This is a genomic window from Microcoleus sp. BR0-C5, assembly GCF_036705045.1.
GTDB lineage: Bacteria > Cyanobacteriota > Cyanobacteriia > Cyanobacteriales > Microcoleaceae > Microcoleus.
Map to the genome: position 1 here is coordinate 1 of NZ_JAUBTR010000021.1, position 14,411 is coordinate 14,411.

General features: G+C 45.5%; 16 protein-coding genes. 3 read left to right on the forward strand and 13 right to left on the reverse strand.

Annotated features, from left to right (window positions below; all coding sequences use genetic code 11):
• The 9 genes from QUB08_RS12445 to hisH form a co-directional block, all read right to left on the reverse strand.
• Positions 1-598, reverse strand: a 598-nt coding sequence (locus tag QUB08_RS12445; protein WP_333224996.1) for a glycosyltransferase, incomplete at its 3' end; no start/stop codon positions are given.
• A gap of 47 nt (positions 599-645) precedes the next feature.
• Positions 646-825, reverse strand: coding sequence for a hypothetical protein (locus QUB08_RS12450; protein ID WP_333224997.1), 180 nt, complete (start codon positions 823-825; stop codon positions 646-648).
• Positions 822-1,169: a hypothetical protein gene (locus QUB08_RS12455; RefSeq protein WP_333156010.1), complete on the reverse strand. Its 348-nt coding sequence runs from the start codon at positions 1,167-1,169 to the stop codon at positions 822-824. Before QUB08_RS12455 ends, QUB08_RS12450 begins: the two co-directional genes overlap by 4 nt.
• Before the next feature lie 41 nt (positions 1,170-1,210).
• On the reverse strand, positions 1,211-2,380 hold the full coding sequence (gene hpsO, locus QUB08_RS12460; RefSeq protein WP_333224998.1) for a hormogonium polysaccharide biosynthesis glycosyltransferase HpsO: 1,170 nt from the start codon (positions 2,378-2,380) through the stop codon (positions 1,211-1,213).
• 31 nt (positions 2,381-2,411) lie between these two features.
• The gene (gene hpsN / locus QUB08_RS12465; protein WP_333224999.1) at positions 2,412-3,386 is read right to left on the reverse strand and encodes a hormogonium polysaccharide biosynthesis glycosyltransferase HpsN; all 975 of its coding nucleotides are present in this window, start codon (positions 3,384-3,386) and stop codon (positions 2,412-2,414) included.
• Between the two features lie 186 nt (positions 3,387-3,572).
• Entirely contained in the window at positions 3,573-5,033 is a 1,461-nt protein-coding gene (gene glmM / locus QUB08_RS12470; RefSeq protein ID WP_333225075.1) for a phosphoglucosamine mutase, read from the reverse strand.
• Between the two features lie 71 nt (positions 5,034-5,104).
• The gene (locus QUB08_RS12475) at positions 5,105-5,353 is read right to left on the reverse strand and encodes a hypothetical protein (RefSeq protein WP_333225000.1); all 249 of its coding nucleotides are present in this window, start codon (positions 5,351-5,353) and stop codon (positions 5,105-5,107) included.
• Between the two features lie 68 nt (positions 5,354-5,421).
• Positions 5,422-5,964 carry a 16S rRNA (guanine(966)-N(2))-methyltransferase RsmD gene (rsmD, locus tag QUB08_RS12480; protein ID WP_333225001.1) on the reverse strand — a complete coding sequence of 181 codons (543 nt, stop codon included), beginning with the start codon at positions 5,962-5,964 and terminating at the stop codon, positions 5,422-5,424.
• Positions 5,965-6,116: 152 nt separating this feature from the next.
• Positions 6,117-6,752, reverse strand: a complete 636-nt coding sequence (gene hisH / locus QUB08_RS12485; RefSeq protein WP_333225002.1) for an imidazole glycerol phosphate synthase subunit HisH — start codon at positions 6,750-6,752, stop codon at positions 6,117-6,119.
• Between the two features lie 46 nt (positions 6,753-6,798).
• Between hisH and QUB08_RS12490 the strand changes: the two genes are divergently transcribed.
• Positions 6,799-7,317, forward strand: a complete 519-nt coding sequence (locus QUB08_RS12490) for a pyroglutamyl-peptidase I family protein (protein WP_333225003.1) — start codon at positions 6,799-6,801, stop codon at positions 7,315-7,317.
• 417 nt (positions 7,318-7,734) lie between these two features.
• Here the strand turns inward: QUB08_RS12490 and QUB08_RS12495 are convergent, their stop codons facing one another.
• The 4 genes from QUB08_RS12495 to lgt form a co-directional block, all read right to left on the reverse strand.
• On the reverse strand, positions 7,735-8,217 hold the full coding sequence (locus QUB08_RS12495; RefSeq protein WP_333225004.1) for a flavin reductase family protein: 483 nt from the start codon (positions 8,215-8,217) through the stop codon (positions 7,735-7,737).
• Positions 8,218-8,369: 152 nt separating this feature from the next.
• Positions 8,370-9,206 carry a dienelactone hydrolase family protein gene (locus tag QUB08_RS12500; protein ID WP_333225005.1) on the reverse strand — a complete coding sequence of 279 codons (837 nt, stop codon included), beginning with the start codon at positions 9,204-9,206 and terminating at the stop codon, positions 8,370-8,372.
• Between the two features lie 64 nt (positions 9,207-9,270).
• Complete coding sequence (cobM, locus tag QUB08_RS12505; protein WP_333225006.1) at positions 9,271-10,107, reverse strand: precorrin-4 C(11)-methyltransferase; 837 nt, start codon at positions 10,105-10,107, stop codon at positions 9,271-9,273.
• A 120-nt stretch (positions 10,108-10,227) separates the two neighbouring features.
• Complete coding sequence (lgt, locus tag QUB08_RS12510; protein ID WP_333225007.1) at positions 10,228-11,121, reverse strand: prolipoprotein diacylglyceryl transferase; 894 nt, start codon at positions 11,119-11,121, stop codon at positions 10,228-10,230.
• A gap of 602 nt (positions 11,122-11,723) precedes the next feature.
• Here lgt and rlmN point away from each other — a divergent pair.
• Both rlmN and QUB08_RS12520 read left to right on the forward strand, forming a co-directional pair.
• Entirely contained in the window at positions 11,724-12,833 is a 1,110-nt protein-coding gene (gene rlmN / locus QUB08_RS12515; RefSeq protein WP_333225008.1) for a 23S rRNA (adenine(2503)-C(2))-methyltransferase RlmN, read from the forward strand.
• A gap of 119 nt (positions 12,834-12,952) precedes the next feature.
• Positions 12,953-14,407 carry a DUF3375 domain-containing protein gene (locus tag QUB08_RS12520; RefSeq protein WP_333225009.1) on the forward strand — a complete coding sequence of 485 codons (1,455 nt, stop codon included), beginning with the start codon at positions 12,953-12,955 and terminating at the stop codon, positions 14,405-14,407.
• Positions 14,408-14,411 lie beyond the last annotated feature (4 nt).

A 14,411-nucleotide genomic window follows, 5' to 3' on the forward strand; every position in this document is an offset into this window, starting at 1 on the left:
CCAAATCCCGTGGCACAGGCATCTTGCCTGTGCAGTCCAAATCCCGTGGCACGGGCATCTTGCCTGTGCAGCCCAAACCAAATCTTTCTGAGATTTTAGCCTCTTCTTTACTTGTGAAATGAATTGCGGCTGCCCCTGCTAAATTAGGGCGTTCTAAAAGCGTGGCATAAATCTGTTTCAAGCGCTTTTTTTTCTGCAAGTCTGCGGGGTCAAGCATACCGCAGGGACGCATAATATATGGCAACTTGTGATATCTAGCAATTGTGGCGGCAAAGGTAGTTACTGGTGAGAAAAGAGCGTGAATGTGGGCGAGGTCAAATTGTTGTGCATTTTGATTCAACCACTGCAATAAACTCAGAGAAAACTTATATCTACGAAACGGATAACAGCGGAAATAAATAATTTGATAACCATTTTGTTTTATTGGTTGATTTAAGGGGACATCTAAGGGAATTTGACCGATATCTCCGTTAGAATCTGTGGTGATAATTGTGACATCGATGTTTTTGGTCGCGAGGGCAGCAGAAAGTCCGAGTACCATTTGACTCGGCCCGCCGTAGACGAGGGAAATGGAGGGGATAATTTGGAGAATCCGCATCAGGGATAGTTATTTAAATCAACATACCAACATCTCCCATTACAAATTTAATTATCTGCAAAATGCTGCCCGTCTAGCTGTTCAGCTTCCTCTCTTTTTGTTGCTGTAATTTGGGTATTGTGAGCCATTGTCTTGGAAAATTCATACATTTCACTGGCTTTTGCTTCCGCAGCTTTCACACTTTCAAGGATTTCCACCAGTAGGCTTTCATCTGGTAATTGTTTCATGGCAATGCTTCTAATCTCTCAACTACTTTGTCTATCATAATTTTCGATTCAGGAGCCATCTTTAGCAAGGCTGCTAAATAATCTCCGGCTTTTTGAACATCTTCATCGGGCACACCAGCCATCAATACATTGCCCACAATGTGCTCTGCTTGTAAGCGAGTACCTGCTACGTTGAATTGAAAATTGGTGATGGAAGAAAAGTATTGCATCAGTATTTCATTCTGGGGAAAAAGAGACATTGCTCTTCTAAGTGCAAAAAGTCCCTGCGTTGCTTGGCGCTCGCTATCGTCTAGTACCTGGTAGAGCTCGTCAACCAAAGAGCGTATCTCGGAAGGAATAGACATTTACCAAAGTTATTATTTAACACTTGCATTATAGCTAAAAGTTACAACAATTCTTTGTAGAATTCCAACAACTGCTCAGCTAAAGCTTTATTGGTATAATTGCTCATCGCTCTATGATAACCCCGATCGCCCAAATCGGCCGCCAACTCCCGCCGCTCCATTAATTTCTGCAAACATTCTCGCAAAACCCCTGCATTTCCTTCGGGGAATAATAAGCCCGCATCGCCGATGACGTGGGGAATTTCCCCGCAGTCGGAACCAATCACCGGAATTTTACAGGCCATCGCTTCGATTAAAACGTGACCGAATTGTTCTTTCCAGCCCACCGTGGTCAAAGTTTTGAATTTATAGCTGGTTTGCGAGGGCAATACCAAACAGTTCATTAAGTTAATGTAGGGGGGAATTTCTTCGTGAGAAACGCTTTCTACCCAGATTATGCGATCGCTGATTCCCCATTCAATACATTTTTCGGCGAGGTGCGTCCGCAATTTTCCTTGTCCAACTAACAGCCACTTCCAAGAGATTTTTTTCAACCCTGCCAAGGCTTCAGCTAAAGTCAACAATCCTTTTTCTTCGACAAATCGCCCTACAAATCCTACCACAAAATCGGTCTGTTCAATACCGAACCTGCGCGATAAATCAGCGTCTTTACCAGTGTGGCGAAACAAAGCTTCATCTACTCCGAGTTGGGGCATTACTTTTACCGCACCTTGATAGCCCCGCTGCCGCAAAATTTTAGCTCCATCTAGGTTGCCTGCAATAATTCCGTCGGTGTGCTGAAGATTGTAATTTTCTAAGATTGAAACAGGCCACTTCAATTTATAAGGCAGATTCCACCAAGTAAATAATATATTTTTTGCTTGCAATTTTAGCAGTTTATTTAGTAATATTAACTGAGCGCAAGCGATAGATTTTGAACCTTGTTCAACTTGAATTATCTGGGGCTTTATTTTATGCAAAAGTTCAATTAAATCTGTACCAAAAGTTAGCAATCCTTGATTGTTTTGACTAAAGTTGGAGACTGGGACTACTTTAAATGAACCTGTTTGATAAAATTGCGTTTCTATAATTTTATTTTGTACGCCTCCGGGTTTCCAACGCTGCGGCACTACAACTGTTACTTCAATATCGGGTTCTAGGTTGGCTAATATCTTGAATTTTTCCCGATTAATGTCCACAATATAGGTGTGACTAGCCACGAGAATTCTCATTTATTGGGAAGGGCGAATGGGGAATAGGTAATTATTCATCGTTAATCTTGTCTTGATGGCTATAACTTTGTCCATCATTCCAAAGAGATTGAATTACTGTGTTTATAGCACTGAGAAAACCCAGGATATAAAAAGCAAATCTAGTTAGGATTTTAATGGGCGATCGGCTTTTATAACAAGGTGGATTTCCCAAAACGTGGCAGTCAAAGAGTTTGGCAAAAAATCGCAGGCATTGAAAGGCTGTTAAATTTTTCAATCCCATGAGGAAATGGTTGTGATAAAATGTGACTTGATATTCGATCGATCGCGTGCTGACATCGTGACAGCCCCCGCTCTCTTCCCCCAAGTGAACTAAACAGGCCTTGGGATCGTACCAAATTTTCAGGCCAGTCGATCGCAATCTCAAACAAAAATCCGACTCCTCCCGCACCGCACTCCCTGCAAACCGCTCGTCAAACCTCAGCCCGCACTCGGCAAAAACCTGCCGGCGAAATGACATATTGCAGCCTCTAGCCGAGAGCACCTGCTGCGGTTTGACTGTATGCACCAAATCGATAAAATACCAGGCAATCCCGGCATCCATAGCTTCTGAGGGCAAATATTCGATCGCCAAATCGCCTCCAGAATTATCGAGTTTCATTCTGTCAAAAACCCTGCCTGCCACACATCCCACATCGGGTTTTTCTAAATAATTGTCAGCGTGAGCAGCCAAAAAACCATCTGGCAATTGTACATCATCATCAATAAATAAAATAATTTCTCCAACTGCGCGTCGCACTGCATAATTTCGAGCCGCCGGTAAACTCGCCCAATCTACTCTAAACCACCGAATTTGGCCAGCATTTGCCAATTCCTCTAAATAAACTTGAGTTTCCGATTCGTGGGTGCGAGTTTGATCAATTACCAGCACTTCAAAATTCGGGTAATTTTGCCTAATCGCATCAGCCAATGTCTCTCGCAGAGGTTGCTCGCGGTTGTAGGTAGGTATAACAACAGAAATCATCATCACACAATTGAGTGAAAATAAAGTTAAGGGCAGGCATCCTGCCTACCCCACTCGTTATTTTTGGAGAAGTTGATTAAAAATCGAAATTAATAGTTAGAAATTTTGATTTCTGAATTTTGAATTAAAGGATTTCAACTCAAAACTCAACACTCAAAATTCACAACTTTTAGCAAGTCCCCATTTCCATCAGATAGCTATGTGTTGCTGAACGGCTAAAACTAAATTTTCAGTCCAGAAATTAGCCAATTCGGCGCTAGCAGCTTCCACCATAACTCGAATTAGCGGTTCAGTGCCAGAAGCGCGAACCAAAACCCGTCCCTGTTCGCCCATTGCTGTTGTAGCACGCTCGATCGCCTTTTGCATTGCCTCGCACTCGTGCCATTTCAGGCGTTTTTCGCGATCGTCCACCCGAATATTTCGCAGCAACTGCGGATAAGTTTTGAAACTGCCACTTACCAATTGTGCCAAAGATTGCCCGGACTGGCGCACCAGCGAAGCCATATGCAAAGCTGTCAGCAAACCGTCGCCGCTAATACCGTAATGCGGACAAAGAATGTGTCCCGACTGTTCGCCTCCCAACATCGCACCAGTGCGCTGCATTTCAGCGTGAACGTACTGATCTCCCACGTTGGTTCTAGTTAGTTTGCCCCCCAATTCTTCCCAAGCTCGCTCGAAGCCGAGGTTAGCCATTACAGTAGAAATAATTAAATTGGATGGTAACTGTTCGGAGTCGCGCAACTGCCGGCCCCACAGATAAAGAATGTAATCGCCGTCAATCGTTCGACCTTGGTTGTCAACACACAAAACTCGATCGGCATCGCCGTCAAAAGCAAATCCCAAATCGGCATTGTGTTCCAAAACAGCCGCTTGCAAACTGTCGAGATGAGTAGAACCGCAGTTAACATTAATACGATCGCCATCAGGAGAGTCGTGCAAACAGATAACATCCGCCCCCATTTGCGCGAACACCGCCGGCGCCAAACCCGCGGCAGCCCCCCAAGCCAAATCCAAAACTATCCGCATTCCCTCCAAATTCATCTGTTGCAGCGAATCACAGAGCGAAGTGGCATAATCTTTAACCAACTCAGACCGATGGTAGTGGTGTCCCAAACCCAAGCTAGCAATTGGAACCTTTGCCCCCCGGATTCCCGCTTCGATTTGTTCCTGCAACTGCTGCGACAGCTTCGAGCCGTTTGAGCCGAAAAACTTAATGCCGTTGTCTTCTGGGGGATTGTGAGAAGCCGAAATCATCACTCCGCCGACCGACTCCGAAACGCTTGCCAGATAAGCAACGCAGGGAGTGGGACACAATCCCAAATTCCACACTTCCAAACCGGCGGCCGTCAAACCCGCTGACAGTGCCATTGCCAGCATATCGCTGGAATTCCTGCTGTCTTGTCCCAAAATCACAGGCCCCTGGTTGGGGGAATGTTGCCGTAGAACTTGTCCAGCCCAGAAGCCCACTTGCAGGGCTAGGGGTGCATTCAGCAATTCTCCAACTTTCCCGCGAATGCCGTCTGTGCCGAAGAGTTTGGTATTTGGCAGGGAGAGGCTATCTCCCACCAGAATCGTATCGCGTTTGACTGGCTGTACCGAGTTAGCAGCCGGAAACTCGCTGCCACGAGGGCGCGAAGGTGTCTGAACCATATTCACTCCTTTAGGAATATTCACACTCACACTTTGGGTTCATGTTACAACTGAAAGTCTTTATTTTCAGCCTAAACTCCATTTATTTCGTCAATTGCTGAAGCAACTTGCTCTGAGAACCTACGCACCAAGCTTAACTTCATCGGAAAAATTTGTATTGTACCCACGGGAAAAACTTTTAGTACCGAGGGCGCGCCCACGCCCGGAAACCCGGTTTCTTCCTGTCTCCAGGCGTGACTACGAATTTCAAAGGTGGTACCCGCCACGTGATTTATCTCGCGCAAGTCAATCCAAAATCGAAAATCCTCAAGAAAGAGCATTTATCTCGCGCAAGTCAATCGAAAATCGAAAATCGAAAATCGATTGACGCTGCTGCGGTTTGAGCCTGTCAGCCACTGCGGGAATAGAAGGTTAATGCTGTATTGCCGTATATTTTATGGCGGCAAATTTCTAGGCCGGGAATCGGTTGTATCGATCGCTCCGGGCTATGTTCGATCGCGATTTCGCCGAGGAGTGCTAGCATTTCTTGGCTGGCGATCGTGTTTAACACAGGTTCGTACAAATCGCTGGCGTAGGGCGGATCGAAGTAAATGCGATCGAACTGCTGCCCAGCTAGTGTTGCCAACTTCGCCGTCGCGTTTCCGCGCAGTATTTGGAATGTTTGGGACGAGTCTGCTACTTGCTCCCAGTTTTCGCGGATAATCGCACAAGCTTTCGCCGACTGTTCGATGCCAGTGACACTCGCGGCTTGACGACACAAAGCTTCTGCACCCATCGAACCGCTGCCGGTACAAATGTCAAGCCATCTGCAATCTGCGATCGTCCCTTGCCAAATATTAAATAAAGCTTCTCTGACTCGCGAAGGTGTAGGGCGAGTTGCGAGTCCCGGCAGGGTTTTGATTTGGCGGTTTCCGCAGATTCTCAGGCTCATTTAGGAAGAAGGAAGAAAGAAGTTCGGCAACGGATGTAACGGATGTCAGTCCGATGTCAGTCCGAAGAAGGAAGAAGGAAGAAGGAAGAAGAGTTTTAAAAATGTCAAACCCGGTTTCGGCCATCTACCGGGTTTCTCAAGACTCATGCCACCTAAGCAGGTACTTTTTCTCTCACCAGACTGACAAAATTTGACAGCATTTGCAATCCCGTACTCGAAGACTTTTCGGGGTGAAATTGCACGGCCATCAGATTGTCTTTAGCTATAGCAGCCGTCACGTTTTGACTGCCGTGAGTCACAATTGCCGATCGCACTTCCAAATCAACTGGATCGACATAATAAGAATGCACGAAATAAGCCCAAGGATCGGACGGTAAATTTTGCCACAGCGGCGAATCCGGCTGAGTAAATTGCAATTGATTCCATCCCATGTGCGGAATTGTCAAACCCGGTTCCGAGCGAAATCGGCGCACTTTTCCCGCAATAACCCCCAATCCCGGTTCTACGCCTTCTTCGGAACTTTCAAACAGAATTTGCAAACCCAAACAAATGCCTAAAAAAGGTTTCCCCGACGCGATCGCCCTTTTTATCGGTTCTATCAAATTGCGCGATCGTAAATTCTGCATTGCCGGGTCAAACGAACCAACTCCCGGCAAAACCACCGCATCAGCCTGCTCGATTATAGCAGGAGAATCTGTAATTTTTGGCACTGCACCCACATTTTCCAAGCCTTTACAGACCGAGTGCAGATTGCCCATGTCATAGTCCACTACTGCAATGACAGACATTGACTTACTTGCCTTATATGATCAATATCAGTATTATTGCACAAATATGACTACGAAAATCCTGCTAACCTCATTTGATACTTGGCTTCCCCATCAGAAATCAAACTCCTCCGACGACTTATTAGCCAAGATTTCCCAGATAAAATCTTGGCCTGATTCCCTGACTTTTTTGAGGAAACTGCCAGTAGATTTCCAGCTAGCACCGAATTTGGCGATCGCCCAAATCAACCAACTCCAACCCGACACTATTATCTGCTGCGGCATGGCCGAAAGTAGGTCAAAATTAACCGTAGAATCTTGCGCTTGCTGCGATAACGACATTCTGAAAACAGCAGTTAATCTCGAACCGCTAGTCGCTGATTTAGCTGCAACAGAAATCAGTCACGAAGCCGGAAAATTTGTATGTGAAGCCCTATATTATGCGGTTTTAAAACATATTTGCGATTCTCCAATAGCCGCTAAATGTATTTTCGTCCACGTACCAATTTTGACAGAAGAAAATGCCGACCAAATTGTCGCAGATTTTTTATTAATTATACGCCGCTTAGGAATGAGAATTAAATAACTTCCACTCTTGAAAGTGGGATGGGCGTCCCGCCCGTCCTTTTTGGACGGGCGGGACGCCCATCCCACAATAACAATTAAAATTGTAAGTTATTTAATTCGCGATCCTTAACTACACGCAGAGACTAGAAACCGGGTTTCTGGGTATACAGCATATTCCATGTATATGTGGTACACACGATCGCGGGCGATATCAAGTGTAAGGTGCGTCGCCATCAAACATCTGCAATTTCTATCCAAGATATAGCAAGCGACGCACCCTACAAACTTAGCGCAAAAACTTATAGAAACCCGGTTTCTGAGATTGAGCGCAGGGGCGAGAAACCGGGTTTCTACGAATATTTCTCGTTATTCATCGCCAAAACTCGTAGAAACCGGGTTTCTGAGATGGAGTGCGAAACTGCCAACTGCCAAGTCATTAGCCGCCGTAATTCCAACCGGTGCTTTCTAGCAGCAACGGATTGCCTTCTCGGTGGACGCCGGCTGCCAAAACTTCTCCCACATAAACCGTGTGATCCCCGTGTTCCACAGAACCGACAACTTTGCACTCGATGTAACCCAGAGAATCTGAGATAATCGGACAACCAGTTTCCGCGCCGGGATAAAATTCTACATCCTCAAATTTATTGCCAACGCGGCGCTGCTGCTTGAAGAATTTCTGGGCTAACTCTTTTTGCCCTGCTTCTAGGAAACTCAAAGCAAAGACACCGCTGGCTTTGATCATGGCGTGGGATTTGGAGTCTTGCTTGACGCAGTTGACAACTAAGGGAGGGGTAAAGGATGATTGCATCACCCAGCTAGCGGTGAAACCGTTGACTTCCTCCCCGTCTTTGACACCGCAGATGTACAATCCGTGAGGGATTTTCCGCAAGATGGTCTTTTTAGCTTGTTCGTCTAGCACGGGCTTACCTGTTCGATCGATAATTCTACACCGCTCAGTTTACCAATGTCGGGCCCACAAACCCACCTGTCTTAAGGGCTATTCGCTAATATTGCCTTTTTCGATCCCAAACTTGACACCAGTTTTAAGTGAAAATTAACAACTTACAACTATTATGAAACTCCATACTTTTTAAACCAATCTTGCATCCGTTTCCAAGCATCCTTAGCTTCTTTTTCCCGGTAACTGGGACGATAGTCAGCGTTAAAAGCGTGCGGCGCATCTGGATAAAGCACAATTTCCGAACCGCTGCTACCAGTTTTGAGAACTTCCTGCATTTTCTCGACTGTATCGTTGGGAATTCCCTCGTCTTTGCCGCCGTAAAGCCCCAATACAGGCACTTTCAAAGTTGCTGCAATGTTGATCGGCTGTTTGGGAGTTAAAGCCGTAGAATCGCCAACCAAACGCCCGTACCAAGCCACTCCAGCTTTGACTTTCGGGTTATGGGAAGAGTACAGCCAAACAATTCTGCCACCCCAGCAAAATCCTGTAATCCCCAACTTATTAATATTGCCTTTTCCTGATTTTTGTGCCCACTCTACGGTAGCATCTAAATCGGACATAACTTGCTCGTCAGGAACTTTCGAGACAACTTTACTCCTAATTTCTTGAATGTCGGTCATTTTAGAAACATCACCTTGACGGGCAAACATTTCTGGGGCGATCGCTAAATAACCTAATTTAGCAAAACGGCGGCAAATATCTTGAAGGTGCGCGTGAACTCCGAAGATTTCTTGAATTACTAAAATTACTGGAAAATTGCTGCCGCTGGCTGGCATTGCTCTGTAGGCTGGAATTGAGCCGTCTTTTACAGGAATTTTTACCTCACCTGCAACTAAACCAGCAGCATCCGTATTGATAACGGCAGCCGCCAGAGGATGAACTGCTAAAGTAAATCCGGCGCTTAATGCGGTGACAGTAATAAATTGTCTGCGAGTTAAATCAGTCATGGCGATTTTAGATTTTAGATTTTAGATTGGGGAATTGAGAATTGGGAATTGGTAATTGGTTATTTCATAATTGCTCCTTCTTCCCTCTTCCTTCTTCCTTCTTCCTTCTTCCTTCTTCCTTCGAGGGTCGGAAAAGCCGATCGTGCTCTGGATGGTACAAGCGCGATCGCCCTTCTGCCGATTTTCCCAACGCTGGACTAATAACGTACATTGTCGTTCTGATCAAATTATTTTCGCGCGTAGCAACGGCCATTTTGTCAAGGGGAACTAGCACAATTTTTTCATCCGGCCAGCCCAACCGATAACAAATCGCTACAGGCAAATCCGAGGGGTAATGTTCCATCAATTTAGCTTGAGCTTGTTCGACATGGCGGGCACTCAAATACAGGCACAAACTCGCTTGATGAGCCGCTAAACTCGCCAATTCTTCGCGTTCCGGTACTTCGGTTCTGCCGCTAATTCGCGTCAAAATAATTGTCTGCACAACTCCGGGAACTGTCAACTCAATTTTAAGTTTAGCTGCCGCAAGTTGGAAAGCGCTAATTCCTGGGATTACCTCAAAAGCAATTCCCTCCAAGGCCAAAGCTTGCATTTGTTCGCCAACAGCTCCGTAGAGACAGGGATCGCCGGAATGGAGACGGACGACGCTTTTCCCGCCGCGCACTCGTTCCACCATCAAAGGTACAATCTCTTCGAGGGTCTTATCCGCAGTTTGGATCACTTCAGCATCTGCGCGCACCCCATGCAAAATTTGGTCTGGAACTAGGGAATCAGCAAATAATATGACATCGGCTGCAGCCAGTAATTTTTGAGCCTTAACAGTCAACAAATCCGGGTCTCCCGGGCCTGCACCTACAATGTATACCCTTGGAATTAGGGCTTCAATCTCTGTTAAACTCATGGCTGCTAAAAAATTTGCTAAATTTACGGACGCTTCCGGATGTACCTATTTTGGTTGGAAGTAATAGATGGTAGATGCACCCTGGTTTTAACCCCTAGAGACTAACCTCTCTGGGGTTTTTTATTGATCCTCTGGGGATTTCTGAGTGATCTTTGCCCGATCGCTATTGGGGGAGACAACATCGGGTAAAGGTCGATCGAGCAAATAAAGCCAAGCTAACCCGCCCAACCCTAACACAATCCCAGTCAAGCTTACCATCTGTGCCGTCCGCAGCGGCCCGAACATCAAACTATCAGTCCGCAACCCTTCAATCCAGACTCTACCGGAACTGTAAGCTGCGATATAAACCAAAAATAAAGCACCAGTTTTCAAGCGAATTTTGCCCTGCAAATCTCGAAAAAATAAAGTCAGAAGCAACCCAAATACTGTCAAATTCCACAGGGATTCGTAGAGAAATGTGGGGTGGAAGTATTCAAAATTAGCGTAGGCGGGCGGGCGGCTGTTTGGCGGAATATAGAGTTTCCAAGGCAAATCCGTAGGACTGCCAAAAGCTTCGGAGTTAAAGAAATTTCCCCAGCGTCCGATCGCCTGACCGAGAATTGCCGAAGGCGCGATTAAATCTGCCAATTGCCAAAAAGAAACTCGCTGAATTTTTGCAAAAATTAAAGCTGCGATCGTTCCCCCCAAAATCGCCCCGTGAATGGCAATTCCGCCTTTCCAAATCGCAATAATATCTTCAGGTCTCTGGGCGTATTGCTGCCACTCGAAAGCCACATAGTAAATTCGAGCACAGGGAATAGCGCCCAGGACCAGCCAAATTGCCAAATCGCCCAGCAAGTCCGGGTTGACGCGGCGCTTTTGGGCCAAGTATTGGGACAGACTGACCCCAATCAAGACGGCCGAAGCTATCAACAGCCCGTACCAGCGGATGGCTAGGGGACCGAGTTGAAAGATAATCGGGCCTGGGGATGTAAATTGAAACGCTAAGGGCAGCGCCAGAATATTTAGCACCATAAAAGTTGCATTAATTGTGATGGAAAGCCGTTAAATTTGCACACCCTTGAACAAACTACAGAGTTTATCAGAAAAATGGGTCTAAAACCCTGTCCTTCTAGGACGGCTTTGTGCTATGATACAAAAGTCAAGGTTAAACTCCTTCGCCATCGTAAAACAGTAAGACACACTTTTAGGCGTAAAGAATTGGACAAAGAGCAGCGAAAACTCTTAAAACAGCAAGAGAATCAACGCATTCTCCTACCATAAAATAAATAATTTGGTTCCATCAATCAAGTAGGGCGGGGCACGCCCAAACTCTAGATTCATATTCTAGTACGCTTTTGGAGATAGACCCTCTGGGACTTAGTAACTTAGGCTCGTCAATTGGTACTATAGTACGGTTGAAAAGTTTAAGTATTGCCGAAAGGATACTATGTCAAAAGGTCAGTCGCTGAATTAAGAATCCTCGCCTATGAAAGAGCGAGGAGTGTCAATTTAGGTGGCTGCGGTCATTTAGATGCTATTTTGTGGAGTTAAGCCAGAAATTAACTTTTCGATCGACGGCAGTTTTGGTCCAGAAGTTTTAATATGGAGGATGGCTTTAAATTTTCTGATGACCTATGTCTCCTACTTCCGTTTCTCAGGTGTACTCTTCTGGTAATTCCAAGGGTGCGAATCAGTCTCGCAAGACTGCTGCTTTGGCTGTTGAGTCGGGTAAAATTCCACCTCTGTTGGGGGCGAGTTTGGCTGAGTTAACGGAGTGGGTGCAGCAAAACGGGCAACCTGCTTATCGGGGAAAGCAGTTGTACCAGTGGATTTATGAGAAAGGCGCGCGATCGATCTCTGACATTTCTGTATTCTCGAAACAGTGGCGCGAGACTGTTGCTAAAATTCCGATCGGGCGATCGACCATTCACTATCGATCGGTCGCACCAGACGCCACGGTAAAGTATCTCTTAAAATTGGCAGACGGTCAAATCATTGAAACAGTCGGCATTCCCACCGATAAACGGCTGACTGTCTGCGTCTCAGCCCAAGTTGGCTGCGCGATGGGCTGCGACTTTTGCGCTACCGGAAAAGGCGGTTTCAAGCGCAATTTAGAAGTAAACGAAATCGTCGATCAAGTCTTGACAGTACAGCAAGACTTCGGCCGCCGAGTCAGCCACATCGTATTTATGGGAATGGGCGAACCCCTGCTGAATTTCGATAATGTTGTAACTGCTGTCAAGTGTTTGAATCAAGACGTAGGAATTGGACAGCGAAACATCACCATTTCCACAGTAGGAATTCGCAATCGCATCAGCCAACTAGCCGAACATCAACTGCAAGTTACCCTCGCCGTCAGCCTCCACGCTTCCAATCAAAGATTGCGCGAAGAGTTAATTCCTAGCGCCCGCCCTTATCCTTTGGGTGAGTTAATCGCCGAATGTCGGGAATATGTGCGATCGACTGGACGCAGATTGAGTTTTGAATACGTACTTTTAGCAGGTGTGAATGACTTACCGGAACACGCAGCCGAGTTAGCGAGTCAGTTGCGCGGCTTTCAGTGTCACGTCAATTTGATTCCTTACAATCCGATTCAGGAAGCTGAATATAAGCGACCGACTCCCAATCGAATTAATAGTTTCGTTGCGACTTTGAAGGAAAAGAAAATTGCAGTTAGCGTCCGGTATTCTCGCGGCTTAGAAGCAGATGCAGCCTGCGGACAATTGCGCGCATCCGAGGTTTAAATTTTAATAGTGTATGAGTTATGAATTGTGAAAAAAATATTCACCATTCATAATTCATATTTGCCAAGGGTTAAATGCTAATCGGACGACAATTAAATCTATAATTTAACGCTGGGCATATGAAACATGGCCAAATAGAAGATGATTTAAAAAACGAGCCTAGCCTTAAACTTTTAAGAACTGACAACGCACCTTTAATTATCAGTTTTTTGTATCACCAGTTCAAGCCTCTAAATCGGATTACCGTTTCCCAATCAGAACTGGTAGAAAAACTTGAAAATTATTTGGAGAAGCTGTGCGAAGATCAACCGGAACTATATCGTGGGAAAGCACAGACTTACCTGGATACTTGGTGCAACAGCGATCATCAGTTCTTGAAGAGATATTATCAGACGAAGAATGACGATCCGGTTTTTGAACTTACACCGGGTACTAATCGGGCGATTGCTTGGCTGGAAGATTTGAAGAGGAGAGAGTTTATTGGCACTGAATCACAGTTTTTAGAGATATTTTCCCTTCTCAAAGAAATTGTCACCAAAAGTACAGAAGATCCAGCAGCGCGTTTAGACGAATTAGAAAAACAAAAAGCAGCCATTCAGAAAGAAATCGACACAATCAAACAAACTGGTGAGGTTGAACGCTACAGCGAAGCTAAGCTCAAAGAGTGGTTTCTAAAAGCTAATGATGTGGCCGGCCGACTCCTTGCTGATTTTGGAGATGTCGAGCAAAATTTTAAAGCAATCACGGACAAAGTGAAAAAGGCACAGCTAAAAGAGGAGGGGGGAAAGGGGTTAGTTGTGGCACAGGTAATTGAGGGGGATGAAGAAATTAGGAAATCCGATCAGGGGCGCAGCTTCTATGCCTTCCGAGATTTTCTGACAGATCCTTCTAAACAGGAAGAATTGGAACAACTGATTAATGGGGTATATGGCTTGCCAGAACTTCAAGATTTGGGTAAAAAAAATCCCATACTCCGAAGAATTAAACGCAGTCTGATTCAAGCTAGCGACAAAATTATTAAATCTAATTATCGTCTGGCAGAACAGTTGCGAAAAATGCTGGTCGAACAGCATATCGCCGAGAACAAACGAGTAATAGAACTGATTAAAGAGATTAAAAATTTAGCACTGGCGGCGATCGATAATCCTCCCAAAAATGAGGAATTTATTTGGATAGAAGGCGACCCGGAAGTGCAACTGGTGATGGAAAGACCGTTGGGTAAACCAACAGAAGAGCGGAGTTTTAAAAGCTACAATTTGTTGAGCGACGCAAATGTTGAGCTACCGATAGAACAAATTGATGCTTTGCGAAATTATTGTTATGTCGATGAGGAAGTATTGAAGCGGCAGATTGCAGCCACATTGGAGGGCAAAGATTGGGTAACGCTAGCTGAAGTAATTGAGAAGTATCCGGTGGAAAAGGGTTTGTCTGAAGTAGTTGCTTATTTGGCGATCGCCTCTCAAGACACAAAACACGCGATCGATGACTCAGTGAGCGATCGCATTACGGCAAGTTCCTTTGACAAGCAGAACATCCTGCACCTGACACTCCCACAAGTTATTTTTAAAAGATAAACAC